This window comes from Pasteurella bettyae CCUG 2042, from assembly GCF_000262245.1.
Lineage (GTDB): Bacteria > Pseudomonadota > Gammaproteobacteria > Enterobacterales > Pasteurellaceae > Basfia > Basfia bettyae.
In genome coordinates this window covers 39369-58485 of record NZ_AJSX01000047.1, presented here as the reverse complement: position 1 = coordinate 58485, position 19117 = coordinate 39369, and the positions used below count along the sequence as shown (strand labels likewise).

At 35.9% G+C, this 19117-nt stretch carries 19 protein-coding genes and 1 riboswitch; of the genes, 18 read left to right on the top strand and 1 reads right to left on the bottom strand.

Annotated features, from left to right (window positions below; translation table 11 throughout):
- The 8 genes from HMPREF1052_RS10260 (at nt 1) to raiA (ending at nt 6831) form a co-directional block, all read left to right on the top strand.
- Nucleotides 1-1398, top strand: a complete 1398-nt coding sequence (locus tag HMPREF1052_RS10260) for a GspE/PulE family protein (protein WP_005761784.1) — start codon at nt 1-3, stop codon at nt 1396-1398.
- Complete coding sequence (locus HMPREF1052_RS10255; protein WP_005761717.1) at nt 1395-2609, top strand: type II secretion system F family protein; 1215 nt, start codon at nt 1395-1397, stop codon at nt 2607-2609. Before HMPREF1052_RS10260 ends, HMPREF1052_RS10255 begins: the two co-directional genes overlap by 4 nt.
- A gap of 204 nt (nt 2610-2813) precedes the next feature.
- Complete coding sequence (locus HMPREF1052_RS10985; protein ID WP_005761888.1) at nt 2814-3329, top strand: prepilin peptidase; 516 nt, start codon at nt 2814-2816, stop codon at nt 3327-3329.
- 27 nt (nt 3330-3356) lie between these two features.
- Complete coding sequence (coaE, locus tag HMPREF1052_RS10245) at nt 3357-3992, top strand: dephospho-CoA kinase (protein ID WP_005761720.1); 636 nt, start codon at nt 3357-3359, stop codon at nt 3990-3992.
- On the top strand, nt 3982-4191 hold the full coding sequence (gene yacG, locus HMPREF1052_RS10240) for a DNA gyrase inhibitor YacG (protein WP_005761676.1): 210 nt from the start codon (nt 3982-3984) through the stop codon (nt 4189-4191). The genes coaE and yacG overlap by 11 nt, the downstream gene beginning before the upstream one ends.
- A 3-nt stretch (nt 4192-4194) precedes the next feature.
- Entirely contained in the window at nt 4195-4461 is a 267-nt protein-coding gene (locus tag HMPREF1052_RS10235; protein ID WP_040596618.1) for a GNAT family N-acetyltransferase, read from the top strand.
- Nucleotides 4462-4641: 180 nt separating this feature from the next.
- A riboswitch (glycine riboswitch) is annotated at nt 4642-4770 on the top strand.
- A 103-nt stretch (nt 4771-4873) separates the two neighbouring features.
- On the top strand, nt 4874-6274 hold the full coding sequence (locus HMPREF1052_RS10230; protein ID WP_005761863.1) for an alanine/glycine:cation symporter family protein: 1401 nt from the start codon (nt 4874-4876) through the stop codon (nt 6272-6274).
- A 239-nt stretch (nt 6275-6513) separates the two neighbouring features.
- Complete coding sequence (gene raiA, locus HMPREF1052_RS10225) at nt 6514-6831, top strand: ribosome-associated translation inhibitor RaiA (protein WP_005761739.1); 318 nt, start codon at nt 6514-6516, stop codon at nt 6829-6831.
- Nucleotides 6832-6875: 44 nt separating this feature from the next.
- On the opposite strand, the gene mazG is transcribed toward raiA, so the two are convergent.
- Nucleotides 6876-7670, bottom strand: a complete 795-nt coding sequence (gene mazG / locus HMPREF1052_RS10220; RefSeq protein ID WP_005761818.1) for a nucleoside triphosphate pyrophosphohydrolase — start codon at nt 7668-7670, stop codon at nt 6876-6878.
- 184 nt (nt 7671-7854) lie between these two features.
- Between mazG and uspA the strand changes: the two genes are divergently transcribed.
- The 10 genes from uspA (at nt 7855) to leuS (ending at nt 19108) form a co-directional block, all read left to right on the top strand.
- Nucleotides 7855-8283 carry a universal stress protein UspA gene (gene uspA / locus HMPREF1052_RS10215; protein ID WP_005761707.1) on the top strand — a complete coding sequence of 143 codons (429 nt, stop codon included), beginning with the start codon at nt 7855-7857 and terminating at the stop codon, nt 8281-8283.
- Nucleotides 8284-8463: 180 nt separating this feature from the next.
- Entirely contained in the window at nt 8464-11091 is a 2628-nt protein-coding gene (alaS, locus tag HMPREF1052_RS10210) for an alanine--tRNA ligase (protein WP_005761883.1), read from the top strand.
- A 131-nt stretch (nt 11092-11222) separates the two neighbouring features.
- Nucleotides 11223-11414 (top strand): carbon storage regulator CsrA, encoded by a 192-nt coding sequence (gene csrA, locus HMPREF1052_RS10205; protein ID WP_005761768.1) that lies wholly within the window; start codon nt 11223-11225, stop codon nt 11412-11414.
- A gap of 20 nt (nt 11415-11434) precedes the next feature.
- Entirely contained in the window at nt 11435-12799 is a 1365-nt protein-coding gene (locus tag HMPREF1052_RS10200) for a phosphohexomutase domain-containing protein (RefSeq protein WP_005761892.1), read from the top strand.
- An 82-nt stretch (nt 12800-12881) separates the two neighbouring features.
- Entirely contained in the window at nt 12882-13769 is an 888-nt protein-coding gene (galU, locus tag HMPREF1052_RS10195) for a UTP--glucose-1-phosphate uridylyltransferase GalU (protein ID WP_005761754.1), read from the top strand.
- A gap of 72 nt (nt 13770-13841) precedes the next feature.
- Nucleotides 13842-14459 (top strand): HI_0552 family protein, encoded by a 618-nt coding sequence (locus HMPREF1052_RS10190; protein WP_005761850.1) that lies wholly within the window; start codon nt 13842-13844, stop codon nt 14457-14459.
- Between the two features lie 115 nt (nt 14460-14574).
- Nucleotides 14575-15678, top strand: a complete 1104-nt coding sequence (locus HMPREF1052_RS10185; RefSeq protein ID WP_005761760.1) for a transglutaminase-like domain-containing protein — start codon at nt 14575-14577, stop codon at nt 15676-15678.
- On the top strand, nt 15653-16015 hold the full coding sequence (locus HMPREF1052_RS10180) for a mercuric transporter MerT family protein (protein WP_040596597.1): 363 nt from the start codon (nt 15653-15655) through the stop codon (nt 16013-16015). Before HMPREF1052_RS10185 ends, HMPREF1052_RS10180 begins: the two co-directional genes overlap by 26 nt.
- A gap of 14 nt (nt 16016-16029) precedes the next feature.
- A complete protein-coding gene (locus HMPREF1052_RS10175) occupies nt 16030-16338 on the top strand; it encodes a heavy-metal-associated domain-containing protein (protein ID WP_005761884.1) in 309 nt (102 codons plus the stop codon).
- Nucleotides 16339-16525: 187 nt separating this feature from the next.
- On the top strand, nt 16526-19108 hold the full coding sequence (gene leuS, locus HMPREF1052_RS10170; RefSeq protein WP_005761694.1) for a leucine--tRNA ligase: 2583 nt from the start codon (nt 16526-16528) through the stop codon (nt 19106-19108).
- Nucleotides 19109-19117 lie beyond the last annotated feature (9 nt).

The following is a 19117-nucleotide window of genomic DNA, read 5'->3' as shown; positions in this document are numbered from 1 at the left end:
ATGAGTATTCCATTCAAAACTTGCTACCAAGAAGAAATGTTCATAGAAGACAGTCTATGGCATAAAAATCAGCAGCAACACCAAACGCTATTACGATATTTTGCTATTCCTGTAAAAGAAGATCAGCAACGTTTATGGCTAGCGATTGATAACCTCAATAATATTGCAGCCTGTGATGCTTTTGCATTTTTGTCTGGTAAAAACATTGAACCGATTTTGGTTCCAACTGAAGTATTAAAGGGCTTACTGCAAGCCCTTGAACCACAATATCTAAAAGTAGAAGAAACTGTACTTGAATATACTAATATGGCGATACCTCAAGATTTTTCAGAACAAGGAGATGAGCCAACTATTCGATTACTAGACAATATTTTTGAACAAGCACTGGCTCAAAATGCCTCAGATATCCATTTTGAACCCCTCCCTGATCATTTACAAGTGAGGTTCCGTATTGATGGCGTATTGCAAGTACAACCACCAATTAACATAACTTTAACTAGCCGTATTATTTCTCGCCTTAAATTACTAGCAAAATTAGATATTAGTGAAACCCGTTTACCTCAGGATGGTCGCTTTCAATTCAAGACGACTTTTGCGGATATGCTAGATTTTCGCATATCAACCCTAGCAACACATTTAGGAGAAAAAATTGTTCTACGTTTACAACAGAATAAACCTGTTGATTTATCCTTTAGTGAATTAGGGATGGAAAAATCTCAACAGCAACAATTTGAACAGGCGCTTAATCAACCACAAGGTTTAATATTAGTTACAGGGCCAACTGGCAGTGGCAAAAGCATTACTCTTTATACAGCATTACAACACTTAAATACAACAAGCAAACACATTATGACCGCAGAAGATCCTATTGAAATAGAGCTTGAAGGTATAATTCAAACTCAAGTTCACACTCAAATTGGATTAGATTTCAGTACATTATTACGAACCTTCTTACGCCAAGATCCCGATATCATTATGCTCGGAGAAATTCGTGACGAAGAAAGTGCCGAAATGGCATTAAGAGCTGCACAAACAGGGCATTTAGTTTTATCAACTTTACATACCAATGATGCGAAATCTGCAATTTCCCGCCTTCTACAATTAGGCATAAAACAACATGAAATTGATCACAGCTTATTACTCGTAATTGCACAACGACTTGTTAGAAAATGCTGCCAAAAGTGCGGTCAAAATGAGAAAAATTTTCAGAAATGTGATTGTTATCAAGGTTACCGAGGACGTATTGGAATATACCAATTTCTTCATCCTATTTGGAATGGTCAAAAGTGGCAATATCAAACGGATTTTGATTCACTCCACCATGCTGCACAAATAAAACTTCAAAAAAACCTAACAGATGAAGCTGAATTACAACGTGTATTAGGAAAAATTCAATGAAATTAAAACGCTACCATTGGAAAGCAATTAATCGTTTTAAACAAATACAAAAGGGAGTATTGATTAGCGAATCAGAACGACACGCACGTCAACTATTACTTGCTCAAGGCTTACAACAAATCAAATTACAACAAGATTGGCAATTTCGCACTACTCCGAAAAAGACTGAAGTTTGTGATTTATTGATGCAGTTAGCGATGTTGTTAGATTCCCAAATAACCTTAAAAGAAAGCCTGTTTATCTTAATTCAAAATTCCTCTTCAATTGCACTTAATCATTGGCTACGTAAACTATTAGCTAATTTAGAATCTGGGCTCTCATTTTCTCAAGCATTAGAACAGCAAGGATTATATATCAGCCAACAAGAACAGCAATTAGTTAAAGTTGGTGAAATGACAGGAAAATTAGCATTAGTATGTCAACAAATTGCCTTACATCGTCAACAACAAATTGATTTAAAAAGAAAATTACAAAAAATTTTAATTTATCCTCTAGCCGTGTTATGTATTTCCATCAGCTTAACGGTTGGATTATTAATTTTTATCGTCCCACAATTTGCCGAAATGTATTCAGACCGCCAGCAATTACCTGTTATAACAGAATTACTGCTATCATTATCATCAATAACAACGCAATATTTTTGGCATATGTTGTTATTATGTTTACTGCTTATCATGCTCGTAAGAAAAAAATTACAATATTCGAGAAAACTTAACCATTATAAACAACAACTATTAAATTTTATTCCCATTTTTAATGAAATTAATCAACAAGCGAGACTGATCAATTTTTGTCAAGGATTACAATTAATGTTATCTGCTGGAATTCCATTACAGCAATCTTTGCAATCTTTTTTACCCAAAATAAAAACTTGGCAAACTACGCAAAAATTACAAGGGGACATGGTATTAACAGAAGAAGTCCAACTAATTTTAGAGGCGATTCATCAAGGCTATAAATTTTCAGAAAGTGTAGGATCTCGATTATTTCCTCAACAAGCTCGACAAATCTTACAAGTAGGAGAACGTTCGGGACAACTTGCGAATATTCTAGGCAAATTAGCTGAAAATTATCATCAACAACTCAGCCATAAAATTGATTTATTGTCACAATTGCTTGAGCCCATTTTGATGCTCATTATTGGAGCTATTATTGGTTTTATTATGCTAGGTATGTATTTACCTATTTTCACCATGGGAAATCTAATTTAATGTTATTTCTAGCTACATTAATGGGTGGAATACTAGGTGTTATCTGCCATAGTTATTTAAAATAATTTTGCAGTCAATCTCAGTACGGCTATTTATCAAAATTACTATGAAATATTTTCTCAACAGATACCGCAGTTTACAGCTAAGGATATTCACCAACATAGCCAACTTAAACCATTAAAACATAATGCGTTAAAATCGCATATGATTACTTTTGCAGGATTATTTTATATACTGCAATATACAACTAAAACATTTGCTATCACTGGTTTATTAGGCATATGTTTCAGTATTCTTTATATTATTGCTAGAATTGATTGGCAATATCAATTAATTATGCCTTTGCATTGCCAATCTCTACTTATATGTAGCCTGATTGGAAGTTATTTTCAATTTCTACCTAATCAGTTTGAAGCTACTACTTTGAGTGCAGCCATTGGGTTTATCGCATTCTATATTATCTACTTGAGCAGTTATTACTCCTATAAAAAAGAAGTCATTGGGCGAGGTGATTATTGGTTAGTCAGTGCCTTAGCAAGCTTCTTTGATTGGACCTTACTTCCCATGATGGTCACCTTATCTTGCTTCATTGCGTTAACATATGTTTGGCTATTCAAGGATAAATCCGACAATGCCATAAGTAAACAACTCATGATTCCCTTTGGACCTTTTCTCATTATTGGGGCGACTGTGAGCTTTTTCATAAACATGCTAACATAAGCAAAAATTTCATTTAAAGGTAACGTTATGGCTTATGTAGTAGGTTTAACTGGTGGTATTGGCAGTGGTAAAAGCACTATTGCCGATCTTTTTGTAGAATTAGGCGTAGTTGTGGTCGATGCTGATATTATCGCTCGTCAGGTGGTTGAAAAAGGCACAGTATTACTTGCTCAAATCGTAGAACATTTTGGTGAACAAATATTAACTGACACACAAACATTAAACCGCTCATTATTGCGAGAAATCATTTTTAATCAACCTGAAGAAAAAACTTGGCTCAATGAACTATTGCATCCCGCAATTCGAAATGAAATGCTTCATCAAATTAGCCATCAACAAGCACCTTATGTACTTTTTGTGGTGCCACTTCTGATTGAAAATAATTTAACTTCAATGTGTGATCGTATTTTGATTGTTGATGCCATGCCTGAAACTCAACTCATTCGTGCAAGTAAAAGAGATCAAAATAAGCGAGAACTCATTCAACATATTATGGACTCGCAAGTTAGTCGAGCAGAGCGTTTAGCCGTGGCAGATGATGTCATTAATAATGATGGAGAACTCTCTGAAACCTTAGACCAAATCAAGCAAAAAGTGCTAGAATTACACTATCAATATTTACGATTAGCTAAACAAAAAGAAGACAATAATCATGAAAGATAATGAAACTTTTAGTGTGAATTGCCCTATTTGCAAAAAACAAGTCATTTGGTCCCTTGAAAGCCCTTATCGCCCATTTTGTAGCAAGCGTTGCCAACTTATTGATTTAGGTGAATGGGCTGACGAAGAGAAATCAATTCCCTGTGAAACAGCTGATTTTGCCATGGATCCAAATGAACATGATGATTGGGCAAAACACTAAATGATAAATATTCAGCATCAAGAACAAGCTCAACAAGGTGAATTTTTTATCTTATCTGAAGCGGGTGAAAAAATTGCACATCTCACTTATTTTTATACTGATGATAAAACCATTAATGCTAACCATACATTTGTCTCTAACCAATTTCGTGGACAGGGTATGGCAGATAAACTTTATCAAGCGCTAATCCAATTTATTGATGAAAAACAATTAAAACTTATTCCAAGTTGTAGCTATATTGCCCTTAAATGGCAACGAGATCATCATTAAATTATATTTTTCCCTTAAAGTGCGGTTGAGATTTTAATAATTTATGCTAAAATCGACCGCACTTTTATTTTTAATCAAATAAAAGATAAGTTCGGATGAAGGTAGCTGGAGAGTAGAGAATTGACTCTACGCCGACGATGTAAAATCTTTCAGGCGCGATATTTCGCAGGGACTGTTACTGGACGAACCCTTGGAGAGATCCAATGTGCATAGCACAAAATGGACGCCGAAGGCGCAAAAGTGCGGTCTAAAATTCAAAAATTTTACCGATATCTTGAAACGCTCAGGCAAAAGGACAGGGGCAAGAGATATTTCGGTTGAAGCTAATCACTCAATCATTGAGCGCATTTCTTTTTTATCACTATATTCTTTTCGCCTCCTTGTAGAATTTTTAAATTTACGAGGAATCAATATGTCGTTCGAAGCGATTTTAAATACCATAGACTCTTTTATTTGGGGTCCACCACTCCTTATTTTACTTTCTGGTACAGGTTTATATTTAACCTTGCGTTTAGGTTTTATCCAGATTATTCATCTTCCCCGTGCATTAGCTTATCTTTTCAAAAAAGATAACGTAGGTAAAGACAAAGGCGATGTATCTGCTTTTGCCGCACTTTGTACGGCTCTTGCAGCAACAATTGGTACAGGGAATATTGTAGGGGTTGCTACCGCTGTTCAAGCTGGGGGACCTGGGGCTATTTTCTGGATGTGGCTGGTAGCATTATTAGGTATGGCAACTAAATATGCAGAATGTTTGCTCGCAGTAAAATATCGTGTTCGTGATAAAAATGGCTTTATGGCGGGTGGTCCAATGTATTACATTGAACGTGGCTTAGGCATTAAATGGCTAGCTCAACTATTTGCCGTATTTGGAATTCTAGTGGCTTTCTTTGGAATTGGTACCTTCCCTCAAGTCAATGCAATTACCCAAGCAATGCAAGATACTTTTAATATTCCTGTGATTATTACCGCAGTTATTATTACCGTACTAGTTGCTCTTATTATCTTAGGGGGAGTAAAACGTATAGCCATTGCATCTTCTGTTATCGTGCCATTTATGGCTATTCTTTATGTAGCTACATCCGTTGTTATTCTTGTGCTTAATTGGGGTCGAGTACCAGATGCATTAGGTTTAATTATCCACAGTGCATTTGATCCTCAATCAGCTATCGGCGGTGCATTAGGTTTCACAGTAATGAAAGCTATTCAATCTGGGGTGGCTCGTGGTATTTTCTCAAATGAATCAGGCTTAGGTAGCGCACCAATTGCTGCCGCTGCTGCACAAACGAAAGAGCCAGCTCGACAAGGTTTAATTTCCATGACGGGAACATTCCTTGATACTATTATTGTATGTACTATGACAGGTATTGTATTAGTACTGACTGGCACATGGCAAAATCCAAATGTCGCTGGCGCCGTTGCGACTAATCTTGCTTTTGCTCAAGGTCTAGGCACTTCTGTTGGAGCAACTATTGTAACTATTGGGTTACTCTTTTTCGCCTTCACAACAATTTTAGGTTGGTGTTACTATGGTGAGCGTTGCTTTGTTTATTTAGTGGGTATTCGAGGCATTAAATTATATCGTTTAACATTTATTATTTTAGTGGGGGCTGGTTCATTCTTACATTTAAATCTTATTTGGATTCTCGCCGATATCGTAAATGGTTTAATGGCATTCCCTAATTTAATTGCTTTAATTGGTTTACGTAAGGTGGTCATTGAAGAAACAAAAGATTACTTTGCACGCTTAAAACAAGATCATCATGATCGTGATGAAGAAAACGATGCTATCCCTCAAACAGCTAATCTTTAAATAAAAAAATGGGCATCTTATGTACAACATATTATGCCCATGTAACTGTTCAATAATAGCAACTTTCTTAAATAAAAAAACTACTTTTTTGTAAATTTTCTACCTAGATCATATTTTTAAAACTTTCTACAGGTATTCTCCATAAACTACTTGAAAAGTTATATCGAGGTCGTTATTTTGTAATTAAGGTTTCTAATCGAGTTATCAAACTCATCACTTCATAGAAAGAGGTAAATGCTATGACACTTAATATTACAAGTAAACAAATGGACATCACCCCTGCTATTCGCTCACATATTGAGGAGAGACTTGCTAAATTAGAAAAATGGCAAACCCAATTAATCAATCCTCATTTCATATTAAGTAAGTTACCCCAAGGCTTTGGCGTAGAGGCCTCTATTACTACACCTTCAGGCAACTTATTTGCTAGTGCTGAAGCTGATGATATGTATAAAGCAATTAATGATGTAGAAGAAAAATTAGAAAGACAATTAAATAAATTACAACATAAAGGCGAAGCTCGTCGTGCAGATGAACGCCTAAAAGACTCTTTCTAATAACAACTTAAATAATTTTAGGCGATTAACTTTAATCGCCTTTTTTATTCCTGATTTTCTTGCTTTTTCACTTCATCCCACAACATGTCCATTTCAGCTAATGTGGTATCTTCAAAAGACTTATTTTGCATTTGCAATTTGGTTTCTAATGCTCTAAATCGACGTTCAAATTTATGATTAGCCTTGCGTAAGCTTTCTTCTGCTTGTACTTTTAGATGACGGCTTAAATTAACTGTCGCAAAAAATAAATCCCCTACTTCCTCTTCAATTTTTTCTTGACTAGGTACTTTTTTATTGAGCTCTTGTTTGACTTCTTGTAACTCTTCTTCTACCTTTTCAATCACAGGGAGTAATTCATCCCAATCAAATCCAACCTTTGAACATTTTTTCTGTAATTTTTCCGCTCTTAACAATGCAGGAAAAGAAAATGGCACATTATCTAAAATAGATGTATGAGCCTGATTTTTAGCCTCTTTCGCTTTCATCATATTCCAGTTTTGCAAGGCTTCTTGTTCATTACTCGCAGATTTATCGCCAAATACATGAGGATGTCGATAAACTAATTTATTACAAATATCATTGATCACATCTTCTAAGGTAAATTTATTTTCCTCTGAAGCCAATTGACTAAGAAAGACCACTTGCATTAATAAATCACCTAATTCTTCACGCAAGTCTACAGTATTTTTCTGACGAATAGCTTCAATGACTTCGTAGCTTTCTTCAATTAAACAAGGGATCATGGTGTCATAGTTTTGTTTAAGATCCCAAGGACAGCCTCCATTTGGATCACGAAGCTTTGCTACAATCTGTTTTAATTTTTGAATATCTTGCGCCATGTGTTATTCCTGAACATGCTCTTATTTATGCTTGCAAATATCATATCATAAGGACTTTTATTTAGGATAAATAAAGGAAAAATAAAAATTTTTAAAACGTGATCTAGTGCAAATTTTTTACTTAAAACTAATGTTAATATATTGATAACAAATTAATTTAACCTGAAATGAAAAGGAGTAGATTATGTATAAACATGTATTAGTAGCAGTTGATCTTTCTGATGAAAGTAACATGATTTTAAAAAAAGCAGCAGAAGTTGCCAAAAGACATGATGCGAAACTTTCAATTATCCATGTGGATGTCAATTTCTCTGATCTTTATACTGGGCTAATTGATGTAAATATGTCTTCCATGCAAGATCGTATTTCCACAGAAACTCAGCAAGCACTCATGGAACTTGCTGAGCATGTTGGTTATCCTGTTGCAGAAAAACTCAGTGGCAGTGGCGATTTAGGTCAAGTACTTTCAGATGCGGTTGAAAAATATGAGGTAGATTTATTAGTTACAGGTCATCATCAAGACTTTTGGAGTAAGTTAATGTCATCTACTCGCCAATTAATGAACAGTATTAAAATTGATATGCTAGTCGTACCATTACGCGACGAAGATTAGTTTATATAAAATTTTTAAATTTTGAACCGCACTTTCAATTTCTATTGTTAGTGCGGTTTGTTTTTTTATTTATAGATGTCACCAATCCCTGAAATTCCTCAAAAAGGCGTTCTATAAATTCTAAAAATGTGTAACAATACAGCATATTAATAAACAAAGTAAAACCAGCAAGGTTTATAAATGAAAACAACAGCTCAAATCAGACAATCATTTTTAGATTTTTTTCATAGCAAAGGTCACCAAGTTGTTGAGAGTAGCTCTCTCGTTCCCCATAATGATCCTACCCTTCTTTTTACCAATGCAGGTATGAACCAATTCAAAGATGTTTTCCTCGGTATGGATAAACGCTCTTATAGTCGTGCAACTACTGCTCAGCGTTGTGTTCGTGCAGGTGGTAAACATAATGACTTAGAAAATGTTGGCTATACTGCTCGCCACCATACTTTTTTTGAAATGATGGGTAATTTTAGTTTTGGAGATTATTTCAAACATGATGCGATTCATTTTGCTTGGGAATATCTAACAGGACCACAATGGCTAGGCCTACCTAAAGAAAAACTATATGTTACTGTTTATGAAACAGATGATGAAGCTTATAACATTTGGAATCAACAAGTAGGCGTGCCTGCTGAACATATTATCCGTATTGGAGACAACAAAGGTGCACCTTACGCTTCAGATAACTTTTGGGCAATGGGCGATACTGGCCCTTGTGGACCTTGTACTGAAATTTTCTATGATCATGGCGACCATATTTGGGGTGGTTTACCAGGTTCACCAGAAGAAGATGGAGACCGCTATATTGAAGTATGGAATATTGTTTTCATGCAATTTAATCGTCTTGTTGATGGCACAATGGAACCATTACCTAAACCTTCGGTTGATACAGGTATGGGGCTAGAACGCATGACCGCAGTTTTACAACATGTTAACTCAAACTATGAAATTGATATTTTCCAAACTTTAATTAAAAAGACAGCTGAAATTATTGGCACTAAAGATTTAGATAATAAATCTCTACGAGTCATTGCTGACCATATTCGTTCTTGTGCTTACTTAATTGCTGATGGAGTGATTCCTTCGAATGAAGGTCGTGGTTATGTGTTGCGTCGTATTATCCGTCGTGCCGTACGTCACGGTCACTTATTAGGTGCACAAAATTCCTTTTTCTATAAATTAGTGCCAACACTTGCCCAAGTAATGGGCCATGCTGGTGAAATCATTACGGAAAAACAAGCGTTAATTGAGAAAACCCTAAAAGCGGAAGAAGAACAATTTGCTCGTACATTAGAACGTGGTTTAAGCCTTCTTGATGATGCATTAACACAAGTGAAAAATAATATGCTATCAGGAGATGTTGCGTTTAAATTATATGATACCTATGGTTTTCCATTGGACTTAACCGCAGATGTATGTCGTGAACGTAATATTGCCATTGATGAAGAAGGTTTTGATCGTGAAATGCAAGCACAACGTGCTCGTGCTCAAGCAAATAGTAACTTTAATGTAGATTATAATAATCTGATCAAAGTTGATGGTAAAACTGAATTTAAAGGTTACGAAACAACCTCTTTGTCAGAAGCCAAAGTTGTTGCCTTATTTGCTGATGGAAAATCAGTAGATTCTATTCAGTCTGGCGAAAATGCAGTGATTATTCTAGATCGTACTCCATTCTATGGAGAATCCGGTGGTCAAATTGGTGATACTGGTTATATATCAACAGATTTAGCTTCATTCCGTATAAACGATACGCAAAAATATGGTCAAGTTTTTGGCCATATTGGTCAATTACAATCAGGTGAATTATCTGTAGGTGAAATCGTTTCTGCTCAAGTAGATACTGAACGTCGCAAAGCTATCACCGCAAACCACAGTGCAACTCACTTATTACACGCAGCCTTACGTAAAGTATTAGGTGATCATGTTGCTCAAAAAGGCTCTCTGGTATCAGATAGTGCATTACGATTCGATTTTATTCAACCTGAGCCTATTAGCAAGACACAACTTACTGAAATTGAACGCCTTGTCAATCGTCAAATTCGTGACAATGATCTAGTCACAACGGATATTATGGATATCGAATCGGCAAAACAAAAAGGGGCAATGGCTTTATTTGGTGAAAAATATGGTGATATTGTACGTGTTGTCGGTATGACAGACTTCTCAATTGAGCTTTGTGGTGGTACTCACGTGCAACGAACCGGTGATATTGGATTATTCAAAATCGTTTCTGAGGGTGCCGTTGCTGCGGGAATTCGTCGCATTGAGGCAGTCACAGCAGAAAATGCAATGAATTGGTTATACGAACAACAAAATATTATTAACCAAAGCGCTGAACTATTAAAATCAGATGCCTCATCGCTTATCGAAAAAATTCAACAAGTTCAAGATAAAGCTAAAAAAACCGAAAAAGAATTACAACAATTAAAAGAAAAAGTGGCGATGCAAACTGGCTCCGATCTAGTAAAAAGTGCGGTTAAAATTAATGATATTTCCGTGATTATCCAACAACTAGATGGTATTGAAGCCAAATCACTACGTGTTATGGTTGATGATCTGAAAAACCAACTTGGTTCAGGGATCATTGTATTTGCCTCTGTGATTGAAGATAAAGTAAATCTCATTGTTGGAGTGACTACAGATTTAACGGCAAAAGTAAAAGCGGGCGAACTTGTTAACCTTATGGCACAACAAGTTGGAGGTAAAGGCGGTGGTCGTCCAGACATGGCAATGGCTGGCGGTTCTCAACCAGAGAATATTAATGCAGCCCTAACCGTATGCTCAAATTGGTTAAATGCCAATTTATAATTACTTTAGATTAATATCACTTTTAATGGAATAGCTCACTACCTAATATCTGTGTAGTGAGCGCTATATTTTAATCAATAATAAGGATATTACAGACACAAATAGGGATATTAATAGATGAGGAGGTCTGTATGCTAATATTAACCCGTAAAGTTGGCGAGAGCTTACTCATCGGCGATGATATATCTATCACAATTTTAAATGTTCGTGGAAACCAAGTAAAAATTGGGGTGAATGCTCCCAAAGATGTCTCAGTACACCGTGAGGAAATTTACCAACGAATCAAACACACAGTTGAAGTTGAAGATGATAAAAATGCTTAGACAGTCTAGTAGGAGAAGTTATGACTAAATTAACATGCTTCAAAGCTTATGATATTCGCGGTCGTTTAGGCGATGAACTTAATGCTGACATTGTTTATCGTATTGGTCGTGCTTTTGGTCAATTTTTAAAACCGAAAACCATTGTTGTAGGTGGTGATGTTCGTTTAACTAGCAAAGAATTAAAAAGTGCGGTAACAAATGGACTATTAGATTCAGGTGTAAACGTCATTGATTTAGGCGAAGTGGGTACAGAAGAAGTTTATTTTGCGACTTCCTTCTTACAAGCTGATGGTGGAATTGAAGTCACTGCCAGCCATAATCCAATGGATTATAATGGTTTAAAATTAGTACGCGAAGGTTCTCGTCCAATTAGTGCAGATACAGGGCTTGCCGATATTCAACGATTAGCTGAAGAAAATCATTTTGCCCCCGTTATCCAACGTGGGATATACAAACAACAATCTGTATTAAATGATTATGTTGAACATTTATTATCCTATATTAATTTAGATAACTTAAAACCAATGAAATTAGTTATCAACTCGGGTAATGGTGCCGCAGGTCACGTTATTGATGCTATTGAAGCACAATTTAAAGCTCGTAATATTCCTATTAGCTTTATAAAAGTACATAATAATCCAGATGGTAGCTTTCCTCATGGCATTCCTAACCCACTACTACATGAAAATCGCCAAGATACAATTGATGCTGTATTGGCAAATAACGCAAATATGGGAATTGCATTTGATGGTGACTTTGATCGTTGCTTCTTATTTGATGAAACCGCACAATTTATCGAAGGTTATTATATTGTCGGTTTATTAAGCCAAGCATTTTTACAAAAAAATAAAGGGGCAAAAATTATTTATGACCCTCGTTTAATTTGGAATACAATTCAATTAGTGGAAGAAAATGGCGGTGAGGCAATTATGTCTAAATCTGGTCACTCTTTCATTAAAGAGAAAATGCGTGCTGTAGATGCTATCTATGGTGGGGAAATGTCAGCGCATCATTATTTCCGTGACTTTAACTATTGCGATAGCGGTATGATTCCATGGTTATTAATGATTGAATTGATTAGCAGTACCGGTCAATCACTTGGTCAACTCGTCAACAATAGTATTGATACTTACCCATCTCCTGGCGAAATTAATAGTAAATTAACAGATGCAAAAGCTTCCATCGCTCGTGTACGTGCTACTTATGAAAAAGATGCGATAAGCGTAGATGAAACTGATGGTATTAGTATCGAATATCCGACATGGCGTTTTAACTTACGTAGCTCTAATACTGAACCTGTGGTTCGCTTAAATTTAGAAACACGTGGTGATAAAAAATTAATGGACGAAAAAACAAAGGAAATTTTGGCAATTCTTCGTCAATAGATTGTAAAAATTTGTAAAAAGTCTACCGCACTTTATGATTAACAGTTAAAGTGCGGCTGAGTTATTATTTGAAGGAAAACTGATGAAAGTTATTATTCCCGTTGCGGGCCTTGGAACCCGTATGTTACCGGCTACAAAAGCTATTCCTAAAGAAATGCTGACGTTGGTCGATAAACCTTTAATCCAATATGTGGTCAATGAGTGTATTGCGGCTGGTGTGAAAGAGATTGTATTGGTTACTCACTCTTCAAAAAATGCTATTGAAAACCATTTTGATACCTCTTTTGAACTTGAAACTATGTTAGAAAAACGTGTAAAACGTCAATTATTGGAAGAAGTTCGTTCTATTTGTCCAAAAGACGTTACCATTATGCATGTACGCCAAGGTAATGCAAAAGGATTAGGACATGCCGTTTTATGTGGTCGCCCAGTAGTAGGTAATGAACCATTTGCAGTAGTATTACCAGATGTATTACTCGCAGAATTTACAGCAAACCAAAAAACAGAAAACTTAGCAGCTATGATCAAACGCTTTAATGATACAGGTGCAAGTCAAATCATGGTGGCGCCAGTGGATCCTAAAGATGTAAGTAGTTATGGTGTGGCTGATTGTAATGGTGTTGAGTTTGTTGCTGGAGAAAGTGCTAAAATTTCTCGCATGGTAGAGAAACCAAAACCTGAAGAAGCCCCTTCAAATCTTGCCGTAGTTGGTCGTTATGTATTCTCGGCAAATATTTGGGATTTACTGGAAAAAACACCTGTAGGTGTCGGTGATGAAATCCAATTAACTGATGCAATTGATATGCTAATTGAAAAAGAAACTGTTGAGGCCTTTCATATGACAGGTGAAAGTTTCGATTGTGGTGATAAAATTGGTTATATGAAAGCCTTTATCGAATATGGTGTTCACCATGATAGACTGGGTGCTGAATTTAAAAACTTTTTAAAAGATTTTACTAAGTCACTCTAATTTCCGATCATAATAAACTAAGCTTTACACTGTAATGCTTAGTTTTTTTATATCTAAAATAAGGAAAATATTATGCTTACGTCTAAATCTTGTGAATTATTTAATATTCCTTACTTTCAATTTTCACAATTAAAGAAATATTGTACTGAGCTTATTCCTCAAATAAAACAAGATTATAAATTAGCTTGGAATGACTGGAAACAAACCATTCTACAAGTATCACAACAGCTTGGACAACCTTTTGCAGAACCTCATATTGAGAAATGGTGTAATGGTTGGCAAGTGAGAGCACATTTCTTTGCTTATTTTAAATATGAATTTAATCAAAACTCTGCTGCCATTTTCTCTGTTATTTTAAATCATCGAAGATTAAAAGTATGCTTAGATTGGCATTGTTATCGTGCAGATCGATCACAAATTAATGTACAACAATATAATCAATGGCTTAATCAATTTGATTTTAAACGATTCTCCAACTTTGATATTTGGCATTGTAATGAAAGTGAATATGATGACTTTCGACAAGTGAAACAACTTTCACCATCGACGCTTATTTTACAATCAGAAGAAGATTATTGGTGCATTGGACAAAATATCGAAGCAAAAGATCTCAATAACATAGATGCTGTTGAATTTATTACTCAAACGATTCGTGATCTAGTCCCCTTATATGAACGTTGCCATTGCTGATAAATTGAGTTGATTTTATTCGAATTTGCGTTATTCTTATAGCTAACTCATTCTGCCTGCAGCTCTGAGCGTTAAATATAACAAGTTTTGTTTATTTACTAATAGGGATTTTCCAATGAAAAAACTCTTCTTACTAACCGCACTTTCTTGTGCTGTGAGTTTAACTCAAGCTAATACGATTCCAGCAACCAATACAAATACACATACTTACGAATTCACGCAAACTTACAATTTAGTTGTTCCCCAAGGTTCCAAAGGTGAAACTAAATTATGGGTTCCACTCCCTTTCACTAATGATTATCAAGAAGTCAAAACCATTGAGTTTGATGGTAATTACAAACAAGCTTACATTACTGAAAATAACCAATATGGTGCCAAAACTTTATTTGCAAATTGGGATGAAAAAGCCGAAAAACGGGATCTTCAGGTGAAATTAGTGGTCTTAACTAAAGACCGTGAACCTATGCTTAAAGGCGCTTTAGATAATTATCAAGTACCAGAAAAAATTGAATATTCGGTGGATGTACAAGAATATTTGAAACCAACGGCACATATCAAAACCAATGGAATTGTGAAACAATTTGCGGAAAAAATTGTAGGTAATGAAAGCAATCCATTGAAAAAAGCTGAATTGATTCACACTTGGATCGTAAATAACATGGAGCGTGATAATTCTGTACTAGGATGTGGTGATGGTGATGTGGAAAAAATCTTAAAAACAGGTGTATTAAAAGGTAAATGTACTGATATTAATTCTGTTTTTGTAGCACTTGCTCGTGCATCAGGTATTCCTGCTCGTGAAGTTTTTGGTATTCGTTTAGGGCAAGCTGTAAAAATGGGAGAATATTCAAAAGCTGCATTTGGTGGGGCAAAAGATAAAATTGCTAACGAAAATGGCGGACAACACTGCCGTGCTGAATTCTATTTAGCTGGGTTTGGATGGGTTCCTGTAGATTCAGCTGACGTAGCTAAATATCGACTCACAGAGAAAAAATCGGTTGAAGATAAAGATACGCAAGCGGTAGCCAAATACTTGTTTGGTAATTGGGAAGCAAACTGGATGGGTTATAATCATGGTCGTGATTTCACGCTTTATCCGACACCAGAGCTAACACCATTAAACAACTTTGGTTATCCTTACGCAGAAATCGGAGGCGATCCACTTAACTCATATGATGCTAAAGAATTTGGTTATGAATTCGTTTCTAAAGAACTCTAACAATAAATTCATAGTCTCTTGTGTCACTGCGGTTATCGCTGCAGTGACCTCTACACTATGCTGTATTGCGCCACTGATTTATTTAGCCTTTGGGATTTCCTCTACTTGGTTAATCAAACTCAACCAATATGAATATCTACGTATTCCTATGCTAATAATTTCATTGGTAGCATTTGGCTATGGTTTTTGGCTATTAATGTTCTCTAAAAAAATAATTTGTAGCAAATATATTTCTCGTCGAGGTTTAATCATTCTCTACTGGATTGTATTTGTTGTGATTATTTTCTTTCTTTGTTATCCCACTATTCTCCCTTGGATTTTAGAATATTTGGAATAATCATAGGCATCACCATGAAAAAATTTATTTATATTTTATTTTTAACTTTGGGCTTAGCAAATGTTATGCCATTACAAGCATCTGAAACAGTAACTACACAAACGTTGACAGAACAGCGTGAAGTATCTTTATTTGTGGATGAAATGACTTGTCAACTCTGCGTTTATTTAGTCAATAAAGAATTGCGTGCAATTGACGGGGTTATTTCAACAAAAGCCACGATGAAAGATAAAATAGTTAAGGTTATCGTAAACAACCATGTCAGTAATGAGCAACTGATTAAAGCTATTCAAAAATTGAAATATACTGCTAAAGTTATCTAATTCAAATTTTTCAATTTTCTACCGCACTTTTTGCCCTTTATAATCTTGTTTCAACATAATAAAAGTGCGGTAATTTCTCTTAAAATTCTGTTAATTTTACTGATTTTAAGCTATCCTATTGGCAATTTTATAACTCCAAATTCACCGCAAAAGGCGGTTCATTTTTCAATAGTTTTAAGGTAATACTATGCAAGAACAATATCGTCCTGACCTACTTGAAGCAGAAGTACAAAAACATTGGCAGGATAATCACACATTTAAAGCAGTTAAAGACACGAGCAAAGAAAAATACTACTGTCTTTCCATGTTCCCTTACCCATCTGGTCGTTTACACATGGGACATGTGCGTAACTATACGATTGCTGATGTTGTGTCTCGTTATCAACGTATGAATGGTAAAAATGTATTACAACCAGTGGGTTGGGATGCCTTTGGTCTACCGGCAGAAGGTGCTGCTGTAAAAAACAAAACAGCACCTGCAAAATGGACCTATGAAAATATTGATTACATGAAAAACCAACTTAAGATGTTAGGTTTCTCTTATGACTGGGATCGTGAAATTGCGACTTGCAAACCTGATTACTATAAATGGGAACAATGGTTCTTTACTGAATTATATAAAAAAGGCTTAGTTTACAAGAAAACCTCAGTTGTCAACTGGTGTCCGAATGATGAAACTGTACTTGCTAACGAACAAGTACACGAAGGTTGTTGTTGGCGTTGTGATACGCCAGTGGAACAAAAAGAAATCCCTCAATGGTTCATCAAAATTACTGATTACGCAGAACAATTATTAGGGGATTTAGATACATTACCAGAATGGCCAGATATGGTGAAAACCATGCAACGTAACTGGATTGGACGTTCTGAAGGGGTAGAGATCACTTTCAAAATTGAAAACAGCGATGAAACTGTTGCTGTCTATACCACTCGTCCAGATACTTTCTATGGCGTGAGCTATATGGCGGTGGCCGCGGGTCATCCATTAGCAGAAAAAGCCGCTGAGAATAATCCTGCATTAGCCTCATTTATCCAAGAATGTAAAGGCACCAAAGTGGCGGAAGCTGAGCTTGCTACCATGGAGAAAAAAGGCATGGCGACAGGCATTAATGCTATTCACCCGATCACGGGTAAACTTGTGCCAATTTGGGTGGCTAATTTCGTATTAATGCACTATGGTACAGGTGCGGTAATGGCAGTGCCTGCCCACGATCAACGTGACTTTGAATTTGCTAGCAAATATGGCTTACCAATTAATCAAGTCATTACACCTATAAATGGTGAAGAAATTGATTTAACTAAAGCTGCTTTTACAGAACCAGGTAAACTGATTAACTCTGCGGAATTTGATGGCTGTGATTTTGATACTGCATTCAATGGGATTGCTGATAAATTAGAAAAAATGGGCGTAGGTAAACGCCAAGTGAACTACCGCTTACGTGACTGGGGTGTTTCTCGTCAACGCTATTGGGGAGCGCCAATCCCAATGCTTACTTTACCAAACGGTGAAGTCGTCCCTGTACCTAAAGAAGATTTACCAATTATTCTTCCTGAAAATGTCGTAATGGATGGTGTGAAGAGTCCAATTAAAGCAGATCCAGAATGGGCAAAAACAACTTATAACGGTCAGCCTGCATTAAAAGAAACTGATACTTTCGATACGTTCATGGAATCCTCTTGGTATTATGCACGCTATACCTGTCCACAATTCCAAGAGGACATGTTAGATAAAGAAGAAGCCAATTATTGGCTACCTGTTGACCAATATATCGGTGGTATTGAACATGCAACTATGCATTTACTTTATTTCCGTTTCTTCCATAAACTATTACGTGATGCAGGTTTTGTGAGTTCAGATGAACCCACTAAAAAATTACTTTGTCAAGGTATGGTATTAGCAGATGCATTCTATTACACCAGCCCAACTAATGAACGTATTTGGGTATCACCAACTAAAGTTAATTTACAACGTGATGAAAAAGGTCGCATTATTAAAGCAGTAGATGAAGAAGGTCACGAACTCGTTCATGCCGGCATGACCAAAATGTCTAAATCTAAAAATAATGGTATCGATCCACAAGAAATGGTAGAGAAATACGGTGCTGACACCGTGCGTTTATTTATGATGTTTGCATCTCCTGCTGAAATGACTCTTGAATGGCAAGAGTCTGGCGTAGAAGGAGCTAATCGTTTCTTACGTCGTTTATGGAACTTAGTGTTTGAATATAACAAAGCACCAACGACCGTTGCAATTGATGTGACTGCACTTTCATCTGCACAAAAAGCATTACGCCGTGATGTGCATAAAACTATTGCTAAAGTCAGTGATGACATTGGTCGCCGTCAAACTTTCAATACAGCAATCGCAGCCATTATGGAGTTAATGAATAAATTAACCCGAGCTCCGTTGGATACAGAACAAGATCGTGCCGTTATGGCTGAAGCACTAAGTGCTGTTGTACGTATGCTCTACCCAATCACACCACATATTTGTTTCCAATTATGGAAAGATTTAGGTCATACTGACAGTATTGATTTTACTGCATGGGTTCAAGCTGATGAAAAAGCAATGATAGATGATGAAAAATTAGTCGTTGTACAAGTGAATGGTAAAGTTCGTGCAAAAATCACTGTTCCTGCTGATATGAGTGAAGAAGATATTAAACAAGTTGCCCTAGCAGATGAAAATGTACAAAAATTCTTAGATGGCTTAAACGTGATCAAAGTTATTTATGTGCCAGGTAAATTATTAAGCTTCGTAGCAAAATAATCTAAAAAT